This window comes from Nocardia yamanashiensis NBRC 100130, assembly GCF_001613325.1.
In the GTDB taxonomy this organism is placed as follows: Bacteria; Actinomycetota; Actinomycetes; order Mycobacteriales; family Mycobacteriaceae; genus Nocardia; species Nocardia yamanashiensis.
Map to the genome: position 1 here is coordinate 59,521 of NZ_BDCD01000032.1, position 22,085 is coordinate 81,605.

At 69.6% G+C, this 22,085-nt stretch carries 18 protein-coding genes; 3 read left to right on the top strand and 15 right to left on the bottom strand.

Translation table 11 applies throughout. The features are described 5' to 3' along the window. Positions 1–9: 9 nt before the first annotated feature. Positions 10–1,308: an ammonium transporter gene (locus NY1_RS32935; protein WP_267888475.1), complete on the top strand. Its 1,299-nt coding sequence runs from the start codon at positions 10–12 to the stop codon at positions 1,306–1,308. A 177-nt stretch (positions 1,309–1,485) separates the two neighbouring features. On the opposite strand, the gene NY1_RS32940 is transcribed toward NY1_RS32935, so the two are convergent. After that, positions 1,486–2,868 (bottom strand): neutral zinc metallopeptidase, encoded by a 1,383-nt coding sequence (locus tag NY1_RS32940; RefSeq protein WP_267888476.1) that lies wholly within the window; start codon positions 2,866–2,868, stop codon positions 1,486–1,488. A gap of 97 nt (positions 2,869–2,965) precedes the next feature. Between NY1_RS32940 and NY1_RS32945 the strand changes: the two genes are divergently transcribed. Beyond that, positions 2,966–4,558: a DUF2207 family protein gene (locus tag NY1_RS32945; protein WP_067721060.1), complete on the top strand. Its 1,593-nt coding sequence runs from the start codon at positions 2,966–2,968 to the stop codon at positions 4,556–4,558. A 9-nt stretch (positions 4,559–4,567) separates the two neighbouring features. Here NY1_RS32945 and NY1_RS32950 read toward each other — a convergent pair whose 3' ends face one another. The 6 genes from NY1_RS32950 to NY1_RS32975 all read right to left on the bottom strand — a co-directional run bounded on the left by NY1_RS32950 (position 4,568) and on the right by NY1_RS32975 (position 11,470). Then, positions 4,568–7,264, bottom strand: coding sequence for a fumarate reductase/succinate dehydrogenase flavoprotein subunit (locus NY1_RS32950; protein WP_067721107.1), 2,697 nt, complete (start codon positions 7,262–7,264; stop codon positions 4,568–4,570). A 75-nt stretch (positions 7,265–7,339) separates the two neighbouring features. Continuing rightward, positions 7,340–8,107, bottom strand: coding sequence for an ABC transporter ATP-binding protein (locus NY1_RS32955; RefSeq protein ID WP_067721061.1), 768 nt, complete (start codon positions 8,105–8,107; stop codon positions 7,340–7,342). Further along, positions 8,104–8,958, bottom strand: coding sequence for an ABC transporter permease (locus NY1_RS32960; RefSeq protein ID WP_067721108.1), 855 nt, complete (start codon positions 8,956–8,958; stop codon positions 8,104–8,106). Before NY1_RS32960 ends, NY1_RS32955 begins: the two co-directional genes overlap by 4 nt. Before the next feature lie 49 nt (positions 8,959–9,007). Continuing rightward, positions 9,008–10,447, bottom strand: a complete 1,440-nt coding sequence (locus tag NY1_RS32965; protein ID WP_067721062.1) for an ABC transporter substrate-binding protein — start codon at positions 10,445–10,447, stop codon at positions 9,008–9,010. 22 nt (positions 10,448–10,469) lie between these two features. Further along, positions 10,470–10,697, bottom strand: coding sequence for a 4Fe-4S dicluster domain-containing protein (locus NY1_RS32970; RefSeq protein WP_040744775.1), 228 nt, complete (start codon positions 10,695–10,697; stop codon positions 10,470–10,472). Then, a complete protein-coding gene (locus NY1_RS32975; RefSeq protein WP_067721063.1) occupies positions 10,697–11,470 on the bottom strand; it encodes a GntR family transcriptional regulator in 774 nt (257 codons plus the stop codon). The genes NY1_RS32970 and NY1_RS32975 overlap by 1 nt, the downstream gene beginning before the upstream one ends. Positions 11,471–12,149: 679 nt before the next feature. Between NY1_RS32975 and NY1_RS32980 the strand changes: the two genes are divergently transcribed. After that, positions 12,150–13,421 carry an ROK family protein gene (locus NY1_RS32980; RefSeq protein WP_067721064.1) on the top strand — a complete coding sequence of 424 codons (1,272 nt, stop codon included), beginning with the start codon at positions 12,150–12,152 and terminating at the stop codon, positions 13,419–13,421. 404 nt (positions 13,422–13,825) lie between these two features. Here the strand turns inward: NY1_RS32980 and NY1_RS32985 are convergent, their stop codons facing one another. Genes NY1_RS32985 through NY1_RS33020 form a run of 8 tightly spaced genes read right to left on the bottom strand, consistent with a single transcriptional unit; the run spans position 13,826 to position 22,082 of the window. Further along, positions 13,826–14,965, bottom strand: a complete 1,140-nt coding sequence (locus NY1_RS32985; RefSeq protein ID WP_067721065.1) for an LLM class flavin-dependent oxidoreductase — start codon at positions 14,963–14,965, stop codon at positions 13,826–13,828. Then, positions 14,962–15,786: a DUF1684 domain-containing protein gene (locus NY1_RS32990; protein ID WP_067721066.1), complete on the bottom strand. Its 825-nt coding sequence runs from the start codon at positions 15,784–15,786 to the stop codon at positions 14,962–14,964. The genes NY1_RS32985 and NY1_RS32990 overlap by 4 nt, the downstream gene beginning before the upstream one ends. Beyond that, on the bottom strand, positions 15,783–17,141 hold the full coding sequence (locus NY1_RS32995; RefSeq protein ID WP_067721067.1) for an NtaA/DmoA family FMN-dependent monooxygenase: 1,359 nt from the start codon (positions 17,139–17,141) through the stop codon (positions 15,783–15,785). Before NY1_RS32995 ends, NY1_RS32990 begins: the two co-directional genes overlap by 4 nt. Positions 17,142–17,153: 12 nt before the next feature. Continuing rightward, complete coding sequence (locus tag NY1_RS33000; protein ID WP_067721068.1) at positions 17,154–18,251, bottom strand: LLM class flavin-dependent oxidoreductase; 1,098 nt, start codon at positions 18,249–18,251, stop codon at positions 17,154–17,156. Next, positions 18,251–19,981, bottom strand: a complete 1,731-nt coding sequence (locus tag NY1_RS33005) for a dipeptide ABC transporter ATP-binding protein (RefSeq protein ID WP_067721069.1) — start codon at positions 19,979–19,981, stop codon at positions 18,251–18,253. The genes NY1_RS33000 and NY1_RS33005 overlap by 1 nt, the downstream gene beginning before the upstream one ends. Further along, positions 19,978–20,847 carry an ABC transporter permease gene (locus tag NY1_RS33010; protein ID WP_067721070.1) on the bottom strand — a complete coding sequence of 290 codons (870 nt, stop codon included), beginning with the start codon at positions 20,845–20,847 and terminating at the stop codon, positions 19,978–19,980. The genes NY1_RS33005 and NY1_RS33010 overlap by 4 nt, the downstream gene beginning before the upstream one ends. After that, positions 20,840–21,127, bottom strand: a complete 288-nt coding sequence (locus tag NY1_RS33015; RefSeq protein ID WP_067721071.1) for a hypothetical protein — start codon at positions 21,125–21,127, stop codon at positions 20,840–20,842. Before NY1_RS33015 ends, NY1_RS33010 begins: the two co-directional genes overlap by 8 nt. Next, positions 21,120–22,082, bottom strand: coding sequence for an ABC transporter permease (locus tag NY1_RS33020; protein ID WP_067721072.1), 963 nt, complete (start codon positions 22,080–22,082; stop codon positions 21,120–21,122). Before NY1_RS33020 ends, NY1_RS33015 begins: the two co-directional genes overlap by 8 nt. Positions 22,083–22,085: the final 3 nt, after the last annotated feature.

A 22,085-nucleotide genomic window follows, 5' to 3' on the forward strand; every position in this document is an offset into this window, starting at 1 on the left:
GTTACCCCCTTGACGACCCTGACCCTCGATCCGGCCGCCACGGCCTGGCTGCTCGCGGCCACCGCCATGGTGCTGCTCATGACGCCCGGGCTGGCGATCTTCTACGGCGGCATGGTGCGCTCCACCGGCGTGCTCAACATGCTGATGATGAGCTTCATCGCGATTCCGCTGGTGGCGGTGGTGTGGCTGCTGTTCGGCTACAGCCTGGCCTTCGGCGACGACGCGGGCGGCGGGCTGATCGGAAACCTCGGGCATATCGGGCTCGCCGGGATCGATCCCGGCACCCTGCACGAGATTCCGGGCACCGACGGCCGGGCCGTACCGGAACTGCTGTTCGTCACCTTCCAGCTGACCTTCGCGATTCTGACCGTGGCGCTGGTGTCGGGCGCGATCGCCGACCGCGCCAAGTTCTCCGCCTGGATGATCTTCGTGCCGGTATGGGCGCTCGTCGTCTACGCGCCGATCGCGCACTGGGTGTGGACCTCGGACGGCTGGCTGGCCAAGCTGGGCGCGCTGGACTACGCGGGCGGCCTGGTGGTCGAGATCGCCTCGGGCGCTTCGGCACTGGCGATGGCGATCGTGCTGGGGCCGCGCATCGGTTTCAAGGTCGACGCCATGCGCCCGCACAATCTGCCGTTCGTGCTGCTCGGCGCGGGCCTGCTGTGGTTCGGCTGGTTCGGTTTCAATGCCGGTTCGGCGTTGCAGGCCAATGGCATCGCGGCCGCGGTGTTCCTGAACACCCTCGTCGCGGGCTGCCTGGGCATGCTGGGCTGGCTGGTGGTGGAGCAGGTGCGCGACGGCCGGCCGACCACCTTCGGCGCGGCCTCGGGCGCGGTGGCGGGCCTGGTGGCCATCACGCCGTCGTGCGGGACGGTGAACACCGTGGGCGCGCTGATCGTGGGCCTGGTGGCCGGCGTGGTGTGTTCGTTCGCGGTGGGCTGGAAGTTCAAGGGCAACTACGACGATTCGCTCGATGTGGTGGGCGTGCACTTCGTCGGCGGCGTGGTGGGCACGCTGCTGATCGGCCTGCTGGCCACGCACGTGATGACCGACGGGGCCGATGGCCTGCTGTACGGCGGCGGGCTGGGCCAGCTGGGCAAGCAGCTGGTGGGCGTACTCGCGGTGGCGGCGTTCGCGTTCGGCGCGACGTTCCTGCTCGGCAAGGTCATCGACAAGTTCCTCGGCTTCCGGGTGAGCCGCGAGGACGAGGTCGGCGGCATCGACTTCGCGCTGCACGCGGAGACCGCGTACGCCGAAGGGGTGCACGGGCATTCGCCGCAGCGGCACGGAAAGCCCTTCGGGCACTGACGTTTCGGACCGGAAGGGGTCCGGGGACCAAGTCCCCGGACCCCTTTCGTATGCCGGTGCCGCCGCGGAGCAGTGGCTCGCCGTCCCCGGTGTCGGCGTCGGGTGTCGGCGTCGCCACTATCGGGGGTCCGGGGGCATGCCCCCGGGTTTCCCCTCCCCCCGCCGAAAGGCGAAGCGCTAGTTCACCTTGCTCGCCGCGGCGGAGAAGGTGTTGCACTGGGCGGTGCGGTTCTTGTCGTAGCCGACTTCGAACCAGGCTCCGCTGTTCTGCGAGGTGCCGTGATCGCGCATGTCACCGGGGGCGTCGCCGCGGTGATAGGTGTCGGTGCGCGCCACGCCGATCTGGGCGTTGGCGAGCGATCCGCCGCCGTGCGACGCGGACAGGTACATCCCGTCGAAGCAGTTGGCCTGCAATTCGGTCCGGCGGGACAGTTCCAGCCCGGTGTCGCTGCGCACGCCCGCGTCCCGGCGCTGCTGGTGCACCTTGCCGAGAATCCCGGACTGCGCCTGCACATGGTGGCCGTATTCGTGCGCGAAGATCGACAGGTACACCACCCAGTTGTTCTTGAAGATATCGGTCTGCAACTGGCTGATCGGCAGGTAGATGGTCTTGTCCGCGGAGCAGTAGAACGCCGCGAAGTTCGAACTGCTGCCGGTGCAGAGCGTGGTGATGCCCTCGGTGTCGGCGGAGACCATGAGCTTCGGCGGTTCGAAGTTCATCTTGATATCCGTGAACAGGGGCTTCCAGGCCTTCTCCAGGCAGCCGGCCGCGGTTTCGAAGAAGGTGCGCGCGGTGTCGACGTCGGTGCTCCACGCGGTGTAGTCGCATTTGGCCGGGATCAGGGTCAGATCCGCGCCGGTGACCAGTGGATTGTCGGCGGTGGCGGCGACGCCGGTGGCACTGCTACCCCCGGAATCGGGTGCGTAAGTGGTCTTTACGGCATCACCGGAGCCGATGCTGTCGAAGCCGCTGCGCACGGCGACGCGCAGCAGCACGCCGGTGACCAGCACGATGAGGATCACCAGCAGGGTGCCCAAACGGCGGCGGCGCGGCGGGGCCGGACGTTGCGCACCGGTGGGAGCCTGCGCGGTGGGCGCGGGCATGGGCGGCCGGTATCCGGGCTGCACGGCCGAACTGCTCGGCGGGGGCGGCTGCTGCCGGCCGGGACCCCGCGAGAACATCTCCGTCGCAGCGTAATTGGGCTGTGGTGCGTATCCGGGCGGCGGCGCCACCGGACGATAGCCCGGACGCGGCTGCCCGCCGTGCTGCGGCGGACCCGGCTGCGGATATCCGGGTTGCTGCCGGGCCGGTCCCCGCTGACCCGGATACGGCTGACCCGGAAATTGCTGTCCCGGCGGCGGATTGCCGTACGGCGGGCGACCTGGTGCGGGCTGCGGCGGATACGGCGGACGCTGCGGCTGTCCCGGCGGCCGGCCGGACTGCCCCGGATCGGGCTGCTGCCGACCGGGATTCGGATTACCGCCCTGCCCCGGGTGCGGCTGCTGGGGCGGGTTCCCGCCGGGAGGAGTCGGACCGTAGCCGGACGGTGGGCGAGTCATCCCCCACACCCCCTCGTTCGTAAGCGATAACCGCCGGCTCCATAGGCCTGTGCCTTGCCGCTGAGGAAGGATAGCAAGCTGTCTATAGTCGCCTGTCATGCAGATTTTTCGGGGGGGCGCTCTCGTCGCGCTGCTGCTCGCGCTAGCGGGCCTCGCCGCACCGGCCGCCCACGCACAGTCCGAGGGTGTGCGCATCACCGCGGACGTGAGTCTGGGCGACGACGGTCTGCTGCGGGTGGTGGAAACCGTGGAAGTGCCCGAGGGCGGCGACTTCCGGCAGGTGCTGCCGCTGCGGGTGCAGGTCAGCGACACCGTGGAACGCAATTTCGAGGTGACCGAGGTGCAGGCCACCGGCGACGGCACCGCGAAGGTGGACGACAACCTGTTCACCATCGAGGCGCGCCCGGGCTCGGCGACGTTCAAGTACGCCGTGCACAACACCGTGAGCAATGCCGATGGCGCGCAGGTGTTCCACTGGACCGGCGTGCTGAACACCGATGTGGCGTCGATCAGCGCCAGTGTGATCAGCCCGGACTTCCGGATGGGCGTGACCAAGTGCACCATCGGCCCGCCCGGGGCTCCGGAGAACTGCGCGGACATCCGGGTGGAGCCGGACGGCGTCGCGCATCTGACGAAGACCGATCTGCGCAAGGGCGACGTCATCGACGTGACCTTGCAGTTGCCGCCGGGCACGGTGAAGGCCAATGCCGATATCCACGACGACAACGCGCCCGGCCCGTTCTCGCTGACCGGTCCGGTGCTGGCGGCGTTCGCGGTGCTGCTGGCCGGCCTGGCCGCCGCGGCCGGTTATGTGGTGTGGACCCGTCGCGCGGACGCCGACGCCCCGCAGGTGATCGATCCGATTGCGCGCGAGGGCAATCGGGCTCGCTTCACCTCTCCCGACGGCGTGCTGCCCGGTACCGCCGGCCTGCTGCTGGACGGCTATGTGGATCCCGCCGATATGGCGGCCACCATCGTGGATCTCGCGGTGCGCAGCTATCTCTGGGTCGCGGTCGCGGGCGAACAGGATTGGCGGATCGAGCGTCTGAACCCGGCCGATGACCAGCTCACCGGGTACGAGCGCACGGTCTACTCCGCCCTGCTCCCGGACGGCGTGGATGCCGTGCTGCTGTCGGAGCTGAAGGGCAAGGTGCCGGTCCGCGCGGTCCGGCGGGCCCTCATCGACGATGCGGTGGCGCGCGGCGCGTTCGTGGATCGCACCCGCCGCGGCTTCGAATTCTGGCTCGGCGCGGCGCTGATCGTCACCGGCGCGATCGCCACCGCCGCCCTCGCGCTCGGCCCCGGTCACGCGCTGATCGGCATCGCCATCGCGCTGGCGGGCGTGGCGGCCCTGCTGCTCCCCCGCTATCTCCCGGCCCGCACCGCGCTGGGCCGCGAGCTGACCGGTCGCATCCAGGCCATGCTGCGTGGCCTGGATGCCATTGCCCCGCAACAGCTCCCGCCGCCGGATCAGGAGCTGGTCTTCTCCCGCGCGCTGCCGTTCATGGTGGCCGGCCGCCGCACCGACCAGTGGGTCCGCACCTTCCGCAATCTCGATCCCACCGCCGACGGCGAGACCGGCATCTACTGGTTCGGCGGTTTCGAAGGCGACCGCGATCTGCTCCGCTTCGGCGCGCACTTCCCATATTTCATTACGGCCGTCGAGGGGTTGTTCCGCCCGGCCCGTTGACGCCCGCCGCTAGGAATCCGCGTGCACAGCCAGGGCGCGGCGGGCATAGGCGCGGACGTCGGCGTCGGTGTCGTCGAGCGCCGTTCGCAAGGCGAGGCGGGCGCTTTCGGATTCGGGCCAGCTGCTCAGCGTGAGCACCGCCGCTTTGCGAATGTCGGGGTGGACGTCGGCCAGGGCCGTGGTGAGGGGCTCGGTGGCCAGTTCGACGCCGACGGCGGGCAGGCCACGGGCCGCGCCTTCGCGGATCTGCCAGGCCGAATCACGTAGCGCCGCAGCGAGTACCGGGGCGTCGGTGGGGTCGCCGAGCCGGGCCAGCGCGGTGAGCGCGGCGGCGCGGACCAGGGGGTCACGATCGGCGGCGAGGGTGCGGACGGTGTCGGCCCCGCCCTGGCCGATGGTGGCCAGACCCTTGGCGGCGGCGATGCGGACTTCGCGGTTCTCGTCGTGCGCCGCGCCGGCGAGCGCGTTCCAGTCGTCGAGGGAGACCAGGCCGGACACCGCCTCGATGCGAACCCGATGGTCGGCATCGACGGCGGCCTTGGCGAACAGTTCCGCCGAACCGGCGTGCAGGGCGCGCAGCAGATCGATCACGGCCGCGCGCACCAGCGGATCCGGCGAGTCGGCGTGGTCGGCGAGCAGGCCCGGGGCGGGGAGGATTTCGACGAGTTCGCGCAGGCCGGCCACCGCCGCGGCACGTACTGCGGCGTCGGCGTCACCGAGGGCCGCGATCAAGTGGTCGTCGAAACCGTCCGGCGTGCCTTCGGTGAGCACCGACAGGGCCGTGGCGCGCACCCGCGGATCCGGATCGCTCAGGAAGGATTCGAGTTCGGCCGTGCTGGGGGCATCGAGGGTGAGCAGCAGCGCGATGCGAGGCGCGACGATCTCCTTCGCGGGCGCGGGCGGGGTCGCGTGGTTGTGCACATCCGTCCCCAGGTTGGGTGGACTGCCGATGAGCTCCGGCTGCGCGACGGGAATGACGGTCGGATCGTCCGAGGTCAGCTCGTCGAAACCGGGCACCGGGACGAAATACGGTGCGACGGGCCGCTTGTGGAATTCCATCTCGCCGTCCGCGCCCTTGCGCAGATTGAGGTGGTAGCGCCACTCCACATCGTCGCGCTCGGGCAGGTCGGCCCGCTCGTGATAGAGCCCCCACCGGGACTCGGTGCGGGTCAGCGAGGAACGCGCCGCCATTTCCGCGCAGTCACGGATGAAAGTGACTTCGGCGCAGCGCATGAGCTCGTGCGGGGTCTGCGCGCCCATGGCCTCCAGGTCGCCGAGCATGCGATCGAAGGTTTCGATGGCGAGCGAGAGCTTGGTGGCGGTCTTGGGCGGGGCCACATAGTCGTTGACGAAGCGGCGCAGCTTGTATTCGACCTGCTGCTGCGGCGGCCCGTCGGGGTTGCGCAGCGGCCGGTAGACGAGTTCATGGGCGGCCGCCAGCTGATCGTCCGGAAGCGCCTGCGGGGCTTCGACTTCGGCCAGTGTCGAGGCGGCGTGCGAGCCCGCGAGGTCGCCGTAGACGAACGCGCCGATCATGTAGTTGTGCGGGACGCAGGCTAGGTCACCGGCGGCGTAGAGGCCGGGCACCGTGGTCCGGGCATGCTCGTCCACCCACACTCCGGACGCGGAATGCCCACTGCACAACCCGATTTCGGAGATGTGCATCTCGATATCGTGGGTGCGGTAGTCGTGCCCGCGATTGGCGTGAAAGGTGCCGCGCGTGGGCCGTTCGGTGGTGTGCAGGATGCCTTCGAGCGCGTCCAGGGTCTCGGTCGGCAGGTGCGAGACCTTCAGATAGATGGGCCCGCGCGCGGATTCGATCTCCCGCTTCACCTCCGACATCATCTGCCCGGACCAGTAGTCGGAATCCACGAACCGCTCACCGAGCGCGTTGACCTGATACCCGCCGAACGGATTCGCGACATACGCGCAGGCCGGGCCGTTGTAATCCTTGATCAGCGGATTGATCTGGAAGCATTCGATGCCCGACAGCTCCGCGCCCGCGTGATAGGCCATGGCGTACCCGTCACCGGCATTGGTCGGATTCTCGTAGGTGCCGTACAGGTACCCCGAAGCCGGCAGTCCGAGCCGCCCGGCGGGACCGGTGGCGAGAATGACCGCCTTCGCGCCGACCGCCACGAATTCGCCGGTGCGCGTGTTCAATGCGGCCGCGCCGACCGCACGCCCGCCCTCGGTGAGCACCCGCACCGGCATCAGCCGGTTCTCGATGCGGATCCGCTCGCGCATCTTGCGCTGCCGCAGCACCCGGTACAGCGCCTTCTTGACGTCCTTCCCCTCCGGCATGGGCAGCACGTACGACCCGGACCGGTGCACCCGCCGCACCGCGTATTCGCCGTACGCGTCCTTCTCGAACTTCACCCCGTACCGTTCGAGCCGCTGCACCATCGCGAATCCGCGCGTCGCCGTCTGATAGATGGTGCGCTGGTTGACGATTCCGTCGTTGGCGCGGGTGATCTCGGCGACGTAGTCCTCCGGTTCGGCCTTGCCCGGAATGACCGCGTTGTTCACCCCGTCCATGCCCATGGCCAGCGCCCCCGAATGCCGCACGTGCGCCTTCTCCAGCAGCAGCACATTCGCGCCCTGTTCGGCGGCGGTGAGCGCGGCCATGGTGCCCGCGGTGCCGCCGCCGATCACCAGGACGTCGCAGTCCAGCCGCAGGGTTTCGGATAGATCGGGAATCTCCATGGGATACACCAGCATTCGAAGTCGGGGACGGATATCAGGTCGCGCGGGCCGCCGGGGCCGCCGGCGGCGCGGCGCTCAGAGGGCGGCCAGGTCGCCCGAATGATCCAGCGCGGTAATGATTTCGGCGCGCAGCGCGGAGCGGTCGACGCCGAGGACGCGCGGCTGGGGGACCTCCAGCAGGGCGCGCAGCGGTTCGCCGGCACGGCCGAGGACGGCGACGCGGTCGCCGAGCAACAGCGCCTCGTCCACATCGTGGGTGACGAACAGGACGGTGGTGGGATGGCTGCGCCAGGTGTCGATCAGCAAGCGCTGCATGGTGTTCCGGGTCTGCGCGTCGAGCGCGCCGAACGGTTCGTCCATCATGACCGAGCGGGGCGCACCGGCCAGGCCGCGCGCCAGCTGCACGCGCTGGCGCATGCCGCCGGACAGGCTCTTGGGCAGGAAGTCCGCGAAACCGGTCAGCCCGATCTCCTCGATCCACCGTTCCGCCAGCGCGCGCCGACCCGCCCTGGGTGCGCCGCGCAGCTTCAGCGCCAGTTCGATATTGGCGCGCACGGTCTTCCAGGGCAGCAGCGCATTGTCCTGGAAGACGACGGCGCGATCCCGGTCGGTGCCGGTGACCTCGACGCCGTCGGCCAGCACCCGCCCCGCATCGGGTTTCAGCAGGCCCGCCAGCGCGCGCAGCACCGTGGACTTGCCGCACCCGGACGGGCCGGTGAGCACCAGGATCTCACCCGGCCGCACCTGCAGGTTCAGGCCCGTGATGACGGGTGCGCCGGTGTAGGAGAGGTCTATTCCCTCGAGGGTCAATCCGATGCCGGCGACGGTCTGCTCGATGCTCATTTCGCCACCTCCGGGACGCGCGGCAGCCAATGGGTGACCCGGCGGCCGAGGAATTCCACCGCGGCCGAGGTGCCGTACCCGAGCGCGCCGATGGTGATGATGCCGACGAACACGCCCGGATAGTCGACGATGGTGTACGCCTGCCAGGTGCGGTAGCCGACGCCCAGCCGCCCGGAGATCATCTCGGCCGAGACCACGCAGATCCACGCCACGCCGATGCCCACCGACAATCCGGAGAACACCCCCGGCAGGCTGCCCGGCAGCACCACCCGCAGCAGCACGTCCCAGCGCCCGCCGCCGAGCGTGCGCACCGAGTCCTCCCAGATGGTCGGCAGCGCCCGCACGGCGTGCCGGGTGGAGACCAGGACCGGGAAGAAGGCGGCAAGGAAGGTGATGAACACGATCCCGGCCTCGTCGTCCGGGAACAGCAGGATGGCGACCGGCACGATGGCGATGGCCGGAATGGGCCGCGCCAGTTCGGTGAGCGGACCGACGGTATCGGCCAGCCACCGCGAACGGCCCAGTGCCACACCGAGTGTCACGCCGAACAACGCGGCCAGCCCGAATCCGGTGAGAATCCGGATCAGCGACTGCCCGAGATCCAGGTAGAACACCTCGGTGCCGAGCTGATGCCGGAAGGCGCGCACGATCTCGGTCACGGTGGGCAGGGTGTCGAACCGCACCCACGCCCGGACGTTGTTGGCGGTCAGCACCTGCCACAGGCCGATGGCCACGACGACCGACGTCAGGCGGATGGCCCGCGACCGCCAGACCGCCGGTCCCCGGCGCGAACGGGTCTGCGTGACAGCCGGTTCCGGAATGTCCACCGATGCGCGCGGAACCGCCGTCACGGCGCTCATCTCGTCACCCCGTCTGGTCGGAGCCGCGCGATCCGAGTGCTCATTGCCGGACCTCGTTGACGGCTTGCTCGTAGTTCACGGCCACGCCGGACGGGTGGGCGCCCAGGTAACGCTGCTGCGCGGCGGCCGTGGTGAAGGGCAGGTAGGTGTCGCCGTCGCGGACCCACAGGGCCTTGTCGGCGAACCAGCGGGTGCCGAGTTCGGCATCGGGCACATAGGCGGCACGGATCGACTTGCCCTGGGCGCGAGCGGCTTTCACGGCGCGCAGCAGGCTGGTCGGATCCGAGGCGGGCTGGGTCTTGTCGGCGCCGGTGAACCAGATCTCGCCCGCCAGCGCCGGATTGTCGGCGGCCTTGCCGCTCACCGGGTCGGTGCCCTTGACCGGTGCGGGGTTGGCATTGACGGCCAGTTCCGCGTCGTAGTTCGCGCCGCGTTCCTTGAACGCCGCCTGCAGGGCCGTCGAATCGACGAACTTGTCGATATCCAGATCCGCGAAGTCGCCGATCGACTTCAGGTACGCCACATCGGCTTTGAAGGCGTCGATGAGCTTGGGCTTCAGCGTGGTGTCGAAGGAGGTTCCGCCCGGCCCGTTGTAGAGGTACACCACCTCTTGAGCGAGACCGGCGTTCTCGGCGACGACCCGCGCCGCTTCCAGGGGCTGCTGGTGGATGAAGTCGGTGGCGTCCAGCTGAGCTTGCAGGAACGCATTCAGCACCTCCGGATGCTGTTTCGCGTAGTCGCGGCGGGTCACCACGCCGTGGAAGGTGGGGACGTTCAGTTCGGCCCCGTCGTAGAGCAGCTTGGCCTTGTTCTGGAAGACCAGCAGCCCGGGCCAGGCCACGAACTGCGAAAGCGCCGCCACCTGACCGGATTCCAGTGCGGACGCGCCGATCTGCGGCTGCTGGTTGAGCACCTCGACGCCGGTCTTCGGGTCGAGGCCGGCACGGGTCAGCGCCTGCACCAGGGTGCCGTGCCCGGCGGAGCCGACCGAGGCCGAAACCTTCTGCCCGGACAGATCGTTCAGCGTCTGCGCCTTGGAATCCGGCGACACCACCACCATGTTCAGCGCGCCCTTGGGGTTGTACCCGGTGACCGAGACGAACTCGGTCTTGGCGCGCTCGTTGGCCTGGGTGCGGGAGCCGTTGATGAGCAGCGGGTAGTCGCCCATCGAACCGATGTCGATCTTCTCCGCCACCATCTGCGCGGTGATGGGCGCGCCGGTGTCGTAGTCCTGCCACTCCACCTGGTACTTGGCCCCGCCGCCGTCGGTCAGCTTGTTCAGCCGGGTTTCCAGGAATCCCTTGGCCTTCAACAGGGTTCCCGCGGTGACGGTATTGATCGTCTTGGACTGATAGCCGATGACGACCTTGACGGTGTCACCGTTGCTGCCGGACTGCTGCTCCAGGGAGCAGCCGGCGGCGGAGAGGGCGAGGGTGGCGGCCAGGGCCACCGTGGCGAGGCGGGCGGGGCGGTACTTCATGGGGATTCCTAGCGAAGGGTGTTCAGCGGAGCAGATAGGGCATGTTGACGGTGACCGCGCCGGTGGGACAGCGCGCCGCGCACGGCCCGCAGTACCAGCACTCGTCGACGTGCATGTACGCCTTGCCGTTGTCGGGGTTGATCGCCAGCGAATCGAGCGGGCAGATCTCCACGCACAGGGTGCAGCCCTGAATACACAGGGATTCGTCGATGGTCACCGGGACATCGGCCCGCTGGTTGACCAGAGCCATCAGGTCAGCCTCCAATCGGTACGTTCCGGCGGCCGGGTCAGGCTGCCGCGCATGGTGATCCGGTCGCCGCGCATCCGGATGTATTCGAGATCGACCGGGCGGCCGTCCTCGAGCTTGGTGAGCCGTTCGAGCAGCAGCAGCGCGCCGCCCTCGGGCATGTGCAGGGTGGAGGCCGAGTGGGCGTCGGCGGTGATGGCCTCCAGGGCCAGGTCCGCGGAGCCGAGCGGGCCGCCGCTGATCTCCTCGATGAGCGCGAAGACGTCATTGGATTCGAGATCGCGGGTGATGACCTCGGCGCCGATGTCCGGGACCAGGTAGGTGAGGTCCAGGCTCAGCGGCAGGTCGCCGAACCAGCGCAGGCGCTCGATGTAGACGGCTTGCGCGCCGGGGTCGAGGCGCAGTTTGCGGGCGACGGCGAGCGGCGGGACGACGAGCTGCACGGTGCGCACCTCGTTGTGGACCTCGCCGTGGCCGCGCAGGGTTTCCTTGAGACCGAGCAGGGCGTCGAGGCCGTGGTCGTATTTGCGCCGGGCGACATGGGTGCCGATCTTGGGGGCGCGTTCGATGAGGCCCTCGTCCTTCAACAGGGCCAGCGCATCGCGGACCGTATTGCGGGACACCGCGAATTCGGCGGTGAGTTCCGCCTCGGACGGCAGCGCGTCCTCGAACGCGCCGGCATGGATCTGATGGCGCAGCACGTCCGCCACCTGACGGGCGCGGTCGGCGCGGCGCACGGGGCCGCGCAGTGGGATCGGTTCCGGCGACACCCTCAGCTCCTTTCGCCTTTGACCTGCGAGTTCAGAACTGTAAGGGCACCGTTGGGGGCCAGCCGGGCCCTCACTTGCGGTACATCATGGGGTGTGAAGTTATGCGCCGCTCGGCGAGCGTCCCGGCCTGGCGAAACGGCGCCGATTCCGGGTATTGCGCCACCTGCCTGACCAGCGCCGGGCTTGGAATCACACTGATCGGAATGCGTGTGCCGGACCGGGCGCCGGAGTGAGCTGGTGCGGTACGGCGCTGTCTCGAGATGTGAGAACGCGGAGTGTCGTCGGTCACGTTCCGGCGCGTCGCGGACCGCGGTTCGATGCGTCATCAAAAGTTAACTGGCGCAAAGATTTCGGTAGGAGGCGCAGCACCCCGGAGGGTTTCCCGTCACACCCCCTCGAAATGCCCGGGCGGCCGGGAGGTTCGCGTTCGCCTTCCGTTCCCCCTGAGCGGAATGCTAATTTGATCCCATGTCTTCCAGTCGCCCCACCGCCGCACGGGTCACCTATGTGACCGTCGCGCTGGGTGTGCGGCTGCCGCGGCAACGGGAACTGTGTTGTCCCTGCCGTCGCGCAGCCGAGTACTGACCCCGATTCGCTCGAATCCGGGCTCTTCGCTGCATCGCTGATTTCTTCATGTAGGCATTCGTCCCGTTAGCCGACGGGACCGCAGCAAGGACTCCGAATCATGTCCAGTCCCACGATCGAACGATCTTCCACTTCGACCGTCGCCACCGCGCGCCTGGCTCCGGCCCGGCCCGCCGTGCCGCCGGAACTGCGCATCACCGACAACCCCGCGGCCGCCGTGCTGCGCGCCGCCGCCCGCGGCCCGATCTTCCGCGATGTCGCCGCCCAGACCACCGGGCTGAGTATCGCCACCGTGAATCGTCAAGTGTCCGCGCTGCTTTCGGCCGGGCTGTTGCGCGAGCGGGCCGATCTGACCGCGTCCGGCGCGGTCGGGCGGCCGCGCGTGCCGTTCGAGGTCGATACCGATTCCTATGTCACGCTCGGCGTGCACATCGGGTCCACCGTGACCCGCATCGTGGCCGCCGATCTGTCCGGCCGGATTCTCGGCGGGCTCGAAATCGCCACTCCGCAAACGGGTCAGGACGCGGCGCTGACCATAGTGGCGCGGAGCGCGAAGGCGTTCCTGGATCGGCTGCCGCGCCGCAAGCCGCTGTGGACCGGGGTCGCGATCGCCGGCCGCGTCGATCCGTCGGCCGGTGTGGTCGATCATCCGCGCCTGGGCTGGACCGCCGCGCCGGTGGCCGCCGTGTTCAGCAGCGTGCTCGATCAGCCGGTTTCGGTGTCGGCGCACGTCGAAGCGATGGCGGCCTCCGAACTACTGCTCGGCCGCGAACCCGGCGAGGAGACCCGCCCCGGCAGCAGCCTCTACATCTACGCTCGCGAAACCGCCGGTGTGGCAGTGACTTTGCACGATCGCGTGCACACCCCCGCCAACGGCCCCGGCTCGATCGCCCACCTGCCCACCGGCTCGGACGTCGATTGCACCTGCGGCCGGCGCGGCTGCTTGGAAGCCACCATCGGTGAGCGTTTCCTGCTGGAGCGCGCCGTCCGCAAGGGCGTGCTCCCCAAGCCGGAGGCCCCCCGCCGTCCGGTCGTCACGGACCTGTACCGCGCCGCCGACACCGGCAACGCCGCGGCCCGTGACCTGCTCATCGAACGCGCCGAAATCCTAGGCCGCACAGCCGCTCTCGTCCGGGACATGTTCAACCCCGACCGAGTAGTCCTCGGCGGCCAGGCTTTCACCGGCTGGCGCCCCGGAATGGAGCGCGTGGCAAAAGCTTTCAACGAATCCACCACCCTCCCCGCAGCCGACCTCCGCATCAGCCGCTTCGGCGGCCGCGTCCAAGAATTCGCCGCCGCGGTCACCTCGCTGAGCGTCTTCTACGCCGACCCGCTCTCGGCCATGCGCCGGGCCACCCGTACCGCGAGGTAAGAGGATTGTGGGGGCAAGCCCCCACACCCCCAAGAGAATCGAGAGAAGGGGCAAGGTCCCCATCCGCCCTGTTAGGTCCAACCATGCAGGGTTGGAATAGCGAATTCCCCGCCGGAGATCCGGCGGGGAATTCGTTGTTCGGGGCGAATCACAGCGGTGGTGCAGCCCACGCCGAGTATGCGGAATCCCGAGGGCGGGAAGGTTTTCGCGTCTTCGGTTGCGGAGTCGCGTGCAAGTCCAGCCAGAGTTGGATGCCGGATTCGGCGGTGGGTGGTTGGGGGCCGGGTCCGGATGGTCCACTATCCGGGCCCGGCCCTCCCGCATGTGCGCGAGGCCCTGCGCGACATGCGGGGTTCCCGTCGCTCGCCGGTGGAGTCCCCTTCCCCGGCGGGCGGCGGGAAGTATCAGGCGGCGCGGGTTTGCTGGTGCAGGCCCCATTCGCGGGCCAGGAGGCGGTGCGAGGTCAGGCGGTCGGCGTGGTCGAAAGTGACGCTGGTGACCACGATTTCGTCGGCGCCGGTCAGTTGTTGCAGGGCGCGGAGGCGTTCGGCGACCGTCGCGGGAGAGCCGACGAATTGGGTGGTGACGCGGTCGTCTACCAGGCGGCGCTGGGTGTCGGAGAGCGGTGGGGCGGTAGCGGGGTCGAGGTATTCGGCGGCGCCGGCGCCGCTGCGGATGCTGTAGACCCAGTGGCCGTAGCTGGAGGCCAGGTGCTGGGCGGTGGCATCGTCCTCGGCGACCACCACGTCGGCGGAGACCACCAGGTAGGGGCGGGGGCGCGCGGCGGTGGGGCGGAAGGCGGCGCGGTACGCCTCGACCGTTTCCACGATGGTGCCCGGGGAGACGTGGTAGTTGGCGGCGAACGGGAGACCGAGTTCGCCTGCCAGCTGGGCGCTTTCGCCGCCGCTGCTGCCGAACAGCCACAATTGCAGGTCGGCGCCCTCGCCGGGGACAGCGCGCAATTCCACGCCCTCCTCGGTGATGTAATTGCCTTCCAGCAGGGCTTTGATCTGATGGACCTGCTCGGTGTAGTCGTGCGGCTGCGCGCCCGGCAGGTGCAGCGCTTCCAAACCCGCCGCGATCCGCGTGTAGTCGAGCAGCTGGCCCGGATTGAACGGCGGCGGAATGACCACCCCGTCCCGCACCTCGGTGGTGGCGCGCGGCGGGGCGGGCACGGGCGGCACACCGGCGGAACGCAATTGGTTACCGCGATGACCGGAACGCCCCAGCCCCAGATCCAGCCGCCCCGGGTACAGCGCGTCGATGGTGCCGAACGCTTCCACCACCGAAATGGAGGTGTGATGGCCGAGCTGCACCGCGGCGGAGCCGACGCGAATGGATTCGGTGGCCGCCGCGATCAAACCGATCAGCGTGGTCGGCGTCGAACTCGCCACCCGCACGAAATGATGCTCGGCGACCCAATACCGCTGGTAACCCCAGCGTTCGGCGTGCTGCGCCAGATCGATGGTGTTCCGCAGCGCCTGCGCCGCGGTGGACCCGGCGCTGATCGGCGACAGATCCAGTACCGACAGTGGGATGGTCATGCGCTGTGCTCCTTCCGCGGATCCTTCTCGCCCGCCGTCACCGAGAACGGCAGGCGGTTGTCACTCGGCGCGACCGGGCAGGTGGCGTAATCGGTGAAGGCGCAGGGCAGATTGAGCGCGCGGTTGAAATCGAGCGTCACCGCACCGTCGGCATCGGGAGTCGGCAGGTCCAGACGGCGCGCGCCGCCATAGGTGGTACTGCCGCTGGTGCCGTCGGTGAACAGCACGTGCAGTCCGAAGCTGGGGCTGCCGAACACGATCAGCTGCCGCTGCACGCCGTTGATCTCGAAGGTGACGGTGCCCGCCGCGCTGTGATGGTGTTCCAGCCCTTCGACCACCGCGCCGGTGGTGACGGTGCGCGCCTCCTCGAAAGCTTCGTACCGACCGCTCACCACCCATTGCGGATTGGCTTCGTACACCGGGATTTCGGTGAAGGCGGCCAGCGTCGGCGCGGCGGGATCGTGAATGCGCAGCGCGAACTGCCCGGTGCGCCGGATCACCTCGATCGCGCGCTCACCCGTCCGGATCTCCAGTCCGGGCTTCCCCTCGCCGGGCGTGAGCACGACCGAGCCGATCAGCTCCGCGCCCTCCAGCCGCAGCGCCGCACCGGCATCGCCGACGGCATCGGGATCGACCGTCAGATAGACGTTCTCACCGTCGGCCCGCCAGCGCCCGGGCACGCCGTCGAACCTCTCGTCGGCCTCGCTCAACCAGTGCAATCCGGTCAAGCTCAGCCAGCCCAGCGGTTGCCGCGCCCAGTTCTCGCGCTCGGTGCGCCAGGTCGCCCACTGCTGATCGAATTCGGTGACGGTAGCGGTCATGATGCGCGTACTCCTTCGGTGCTGTGGTGGGGGTGGCGCAGACCGAGATGGTCGCGCAGGGTGCTGCCGGTGTACTCGGTGCGGAAGCTGCCGAGTTCCTGGAGTTCGGGGATCACCTTGTCGACGAATTCGTCGAAGCCGGTGGGGGTGAGGTGCGGGACGAGCACGAAACCGTCGGCGGCGTCGCTCTGCACGTAGTGGTCGATCTCGGCCGCGACCTGGCGCGGGGTGCCCACGAACTGCTGGCGGGCGGTGGTGGCGATGATCAGGTCGCGGATCGAGAGGTTCTCGGCTGCGGCCTTGGCCCGCCAGGCGTCGGCGATGGCGCGCGGATCCTTGGCGTGCCGGACCCGGCCGCGCGTGATGTTCACGTTCTCGACCGGGTCGATATCGGGCAGCGGTCCGTCCGGGTCGTATCCGGAAAGGTCACGGCCCCACACCTGTTCGAGGAACGCGATCGCGGTCTGCGGGGAAACCTGCTGGCGGCGAATGATTCTCGCGTTCTCCGCGGCTTCCTCGGCGGTATCGCCCAGCACGAACCCGGCGGCGGGCAGGATCTTCAGGTCGTCGCGATTGCGCCCGTACTTGGCGAGCCGGTCCTTCACATCGGTGTAGAACCGCTTCCCGTCCTCCAGCTCACCGTGCGCGCTGAAGATGACATCGGCCTTGGCGGCGGCGAACTCCCGGCCCTCGTCGGAGTCCCCGGCCTGGATCTGCACCGGATACCCCTGCGGGCTGCGCGGCACCCCGAACTCGCCTTCGATGGTGAACTGCTCGCTCTCGAATCGCACGGTCGGCGCGGGCAGGCCGAACACGCCCCGTTCCCGATCCACCACCAGCTCGCCCCGGCTGTCCCACAGCGCCCGGGTGGCCTCGACCACCTCGTTGGCGCGGGTGTACCGCTTGGCGTGCTCCAGATAGCCGCCGCGCCGGAAGTTCTCGCCGGTGAACGCGTCCGAGGAGGTGACGGCGTTCCAGGCCGCCCGGCCGCCGGACAGGTGATCCAGCGAGGCGAACTGCTTGGCCAGCTCGTACGGTTCGTTGAAGGTGGTGTTGATGGTGCCCGCCAAGCCGAGCCGCGTGGTGACCGCGGCGAGCGCGTTCAGCACCGTGAAGGTGTCCGGGCGGCCGACCACGTCCAGATCGTGGATCCGGCCCAGATGCTCACGCAGCCGCAGACCTTCGGCCAGGAAGAAGAAGTCGAACAGTCCGCGTTCGGCGGTGCGCGCCAGGTGCACGAACGAGTCGAAGTCGATCTGGCTGCCCGACTCCGGCACCGTCCACACCGTGTGGTGGTTGACGCCCGGGAAGTGCGCCGCGAGGTGCACCTGCTTGCGTATGCGATGGTCCGGCATGGGTTTCCCTCCTCAGGAACGGGCGTAGCGATTGACGGGACGGGGCAGCCCGAGGCGTTCGCGCAGGGTGGGGTGGTCGGCCGGGAGCGCGGACAGCGGGGCGATATCGGGCAGTTGCGGCAGCAGCGCGGGCAGGGCGAGCGGGCGCAGCACCACGCCGTCGGCGGCATAGCCGTCGCTCACCTCGGTCAGCAGTGCTCGCAGTTCACCGGCGGTGCCGATGTGGAACACGCTGTCCGGGGCATGGTTCGGCGTCCATTCCTCCAGTTGCGCCACCTCGGCGGCGGCCTGCTCCGCAGTGCCGGCCAGGTGGATGTCGATATCCAGCAGGACGCGCACCTGGTCGGGATCGCGTCCGGCGTCGGCCACCGCCTTGCGGATTTCGCGGCGATAGGCCGCGGCGGTGTCGAGGCCGCGGGAGTTGATCCGGATCAGGTCGGCATAGCGGGCGGCCACCGCGGCACTGTGCGAATCGGCGGCGCGCACCGCCACCAGCGGCTGTCCCTGCGGTGAGCGCGGCGTGATCGAGGGGCCCTTGACCGAGAAGTTGTCGCCCGCGAAATCGATGTAGTGCAGCTTGTCCCGGTCGATGAACCGCCCGGTGGGGATATCGCGGATCTCGGCGTCGTCCTCCCAGCTGTCCCACAGCCGCGCCACCACCTCGGCGGCCTCCGCGGCCTCGTGCCAGCGCGCCGCCGCGTCCTGTTCGTCCTTGCGCCCGAACAGTTTCGACTCGCCGGTGGAGACGGTGACTTCCCAGCCCGCCCGGCCGAAGCTCGCGAAGTCCACGCTCGCGATCGCCTTCGACAGGTGGAAGGGCTCGGTGTGGGTGACCGATGCCTGCGGGATCAGTCCGATGCGGCGGGTGACGGCGGCGACGCGAGCCGCGATGGCGACGGCGTCCAAGCGGCCAGGCGTGCCGGTTTGTACCGCGAAAGAGTCCGGCAGGAATGCGAAGTCGACGCCCGCGTCGTCGGCGGCGCGCACGGCATCGGCCCAGTACCCAGCGGTGAACAGTTCCTCGGCCCGCGAGTCGGCGCGCCGCCAGGAGGCGGGATGCGTTCCGGTGCCGGACAATTCCAGCCCCAGCAGCAGGGTGCGGTCGGACATCACGCGGTCCTTTCCAGAGCGACGGGAGCTTCCGGGCGATCGGCCGTGCGGTGTCCCACCGGGACCGCCGCCAGCAGCTCGCGGGTGTATTCGTGCTTGGGATTCTCGAAAAGCTCGGCGGTGGGTGCGGTTTCGACAATCTGTCCCTGCCGCATCACCGCCACCCGGTCGGCCAGGCGGCGCACCACGGCGAGATCGTGCGAAATGAACAGGTAGGCCAGATTCCGCTCCGCCCGCAGGCGTTCCAGCAGCTCCAGAATCTGCGCCTGCACCGAGACATCCAGCGCCGACACCGGTTCGTCCAGCACCAGCAGATCCGGATGCAGCGCCAGCGCCCGCGCGATCGCCACCCGCTGCCGCTGCCCGCCCGACAGTTCGGCGGGCCGCCGGTCGGCGTACTCCTTCGGCAGCGCCACCTGCTCCAGCAGTTCGGCAACGGTGTCGCGGCGGCTCGCGCGATTACCGATCCCGAAAGCCTGCAACGGTTCCGCCACGATCCGCCCGATGGTCAGCTTCGGATTCAGCGACACATACGGGTTCTGATAAACCACCTGAATCCGCCGCCGCAATTCCCGCAGCTTCAACCCGCGCAGCGCGGTGATATCCACCCCATCGAAGGTGATGGTCCCCGCATCGGCCGCCGCCAGCCGCGCGACGATCCGCGCGGTGGTCGACTTCCCGGACCCGGATTCGCCCACCACGGCCAGGGTTTCGCCCCGCCCGACCTCCAGCGCGACATCATCCACCGCCGTGAGCGTGAAGTCCCGGCTGATCCGGAACGACTTGCGCAGGCCGGTGGCGACCAGCAGCGGTTTCCGCGCGGCTTCGTCCCGTACGGCTGTGGGCTGAGCGGCCCCGGCTATCGGGTCGACGTGCTCTCGGCCGAACTCCGCCACCCGCCCGCCACTCGCGGACTCGGCGGAATTCCCAGCCGCGTTCAGCGCTCCCAGCCCGGGAGCGGCCGCGATCAACCGGCGGGTGTACTCGTGCTGCGGATCGGCGAGCAGGGTTGCGGCGGGGCCGGTTTCGACGATCTGGCCCTGCTTCATCACCACGATGCGGTCGGCGCGTTCGGCGGCCACCGCGAGGTCATGGGTGATGAGCAGGACCGCGGTGCCGGATTCGGCGGTGCGGCGGGCCAGGTGGTCGAGAATGCGGCGCTGGACGGTGACGTCGAGGGCGCTGGTGGGTTCGTCGGCGATGACGAGTTCGGGTGTGCAGGCCAGGGCGATGCCGATGAGGACGCGCTGGCGCTGGCCGCCGGAGAGGTCCTGGGGGTATTGGCGGGCGCGCAGTTCGGGGCGGTCGAGACCCGCTTCCTCCAGGATGCGGACGGCTTCGGCGGCGGCGGTGCGCTTGCCGGCGCGGCCGTGGATACGCAGCACCTCGGCCACCTGGTCGCCGATGCGCAGCACCGGGTTGAGGGAGGTGCCCGGGTCCTGCGGGACCAAGCCGATGCGGGCACCGCGCAGGGTTTGCAGCGTCCGCTGAGTGGCGCGGTCGATGCGGTCACCCGCGAAGGTGATCTCGCCGCCGGTGACCACGCCGCCGTTCAGCAGGCCGATCACCGCGTGCGCGAGCGTGGACTTGCCCGAACCGGATTCGCCCACCAGCGCGACGGTCTCGCCGCGTTCGACATGCAGATCGACGCCGGCCACCGCGGCGGTGACCCCGGTGCTGCCCCGGTATTCGACGTGCAGCCCTTCGACTTTCAGCAGCGGTTCGGTCATCGCGCGTTGTCCTTGTGCAGAGCGCGGGCGATGCGCTGGGTGGACAGCACCAGGGCGACGATCACGAGGCCCGGCAGGGTGGTGAGCCACCAGGCGGTGGCGAGATAGTTGCGCCCCTCGGAGATGAGCGTCCCCCACTCCGGGGTGGGCGGGACCGCGCCGTAGCCGAGGAAGCTCAGCGAGGCGACGGCCAGCACCGAGACGCCGAAGTCGACGGTGGCCAGTGCGGCGACCGGTCCGTACGCATTGCGGAGCACGTGCCGGAACAGCACGGTGTGCCAGCGCACGCCCGCGGCGAAAGCGGCCTCCACGTAGGGCGCGCTCCGCACCCGCAACACCTCGGACCGCATCACCCGCGCGAACCGCGCGATCAGCGAAACGCCCACGGCGATGGCCACATTGCGCGTCCCGAGCCCCAGCACCGTGATCAGCGCCAGTGAGGTCAGCAGTTCCGGAATCGACAGCAGTACATCGATCACCCGGCTGATGGCGGTGTCGACGATCCCGCCCGCCATCCCGGCGACCAGCCCGATCAGACTGCCCACCACGAGCCCCAGCAGCACCGCGAACACCGTCGCGGTCAGCGACAGCGCCGCCCCGTGCACGATGCGCGTGTACAGATCCCGCCCGAGATTGTCCGTCCCGAACCAATGTTCACCGCTCGGCCCCCGCAGCTTCTGCGCGGGCACCCCGGCCAGCGGATCCCGTCCCGCGAACACCGACGGCACCAGCGCCCACCCGAGCACCAGCAGCACGACCAGCCCGGCCGCCGCCAACCCCAGATTCGCGCGCACCCAGCGCACCGCCTGCCGTACCGGAACCACCGGCAGCGCAGGCGATTCAGGCAGCGCGACCGCGTCAGCCACGACTCACCCCGGCGACCGCGTCCGCGGCGTCCTCGTCACTCCAGCACGCTTTCAGCTGGATTCCCCGCGGTGCGCCGGGGATCTCCGACGGGGAGATCTCCGACGGAGGAGGCGTGGCGGGAGACGCCGCCACCCGCGCGGTTTCGTCCGGCTCGGCATTCCACAGCGCCAGCCCGGGGTCGACCAGCGTGTGCGACAGCAGCAGGGTGCGCGAGCGCGGGCCCGAGGTGCGCAGGGTGGCGCGCAGGCCGCGCAGGAAGCGGTGGGTGAGGTCAGGCATGGGCGCGCTCCTTGGTCGAGACGCTGTGGGCGACACGGGGATCGAGCAGGGGGAGGACCAGATCGACGAAGAGGGTCACGGTCACGAAGGCGAGGGCGGCGAAGGTGACGACGCCCTGGACGATCGGAATGTCCTGGTGCAGCACGGCTTCCTGGGTGAGCCGACCGATGCCGTTGCGGGAGAACACCGTCTCCACCACCACGGAACCGGCCAGCACGGTGCCGACCCAGAGCCCGGAAACCGTCAGCGCCGCACCGGAAGCCGGGCGCAGGACGTGCCGCAGCTGCACCCACCAGCGGGACGCGCCCTTGGCGAAGGCGACCTCCACGAACGGCTGCCGCCAGGTGGTGATCAAGCTGGAGTACAGCACCTGCGCGATGACCGCGCCGACCGGGATCGCCAGGGTGACGGCGGGCAGCAGGGTGGCGGTGAAGCCGCTGCCGCCGAACGCGGGCACCAGGCGCAATCGGAACGAGAAGACCTGCAGCAGCAGCAATCCCACCCAGAACGTGGGCGCCGACGCGCCCAGCGGCGGCAGCGAGGTGAGCAGACCGCGCAGCCAGCCGCGTTCGGTGTAGGCGGCGGCCACCGCCAGCGCCGTGCCGCCGGTCAGCGCGAACAGCATGGCGAGCGAGGCCAGCGCCAGGGTGGTGGGCAGCGCGTCGCCGAGCGCCCCGGTGACCGATTGCCCGGTGCCGATGGAATGCCCGAGGTCGCCGCGCACCGCGTGCGTGAGCGCCGTCCAATACTGCTGCACCAGTGGCTGATCCAGCCCGTACCGCGCCCGCATCTCGGCGATGGCGGCGGCATCGACCCGCGTCCCGGTGGTGGCGTCACCGGCCGCGATCTCCACCGGATCGGCGGGCAGCAGGTAGAGGACCACGAAGGACAGCGTGAACGCCGCCCACAGCACGCCGACCGCTTGCGCCACCCGTCCGATCACATACCGCCGCATGGG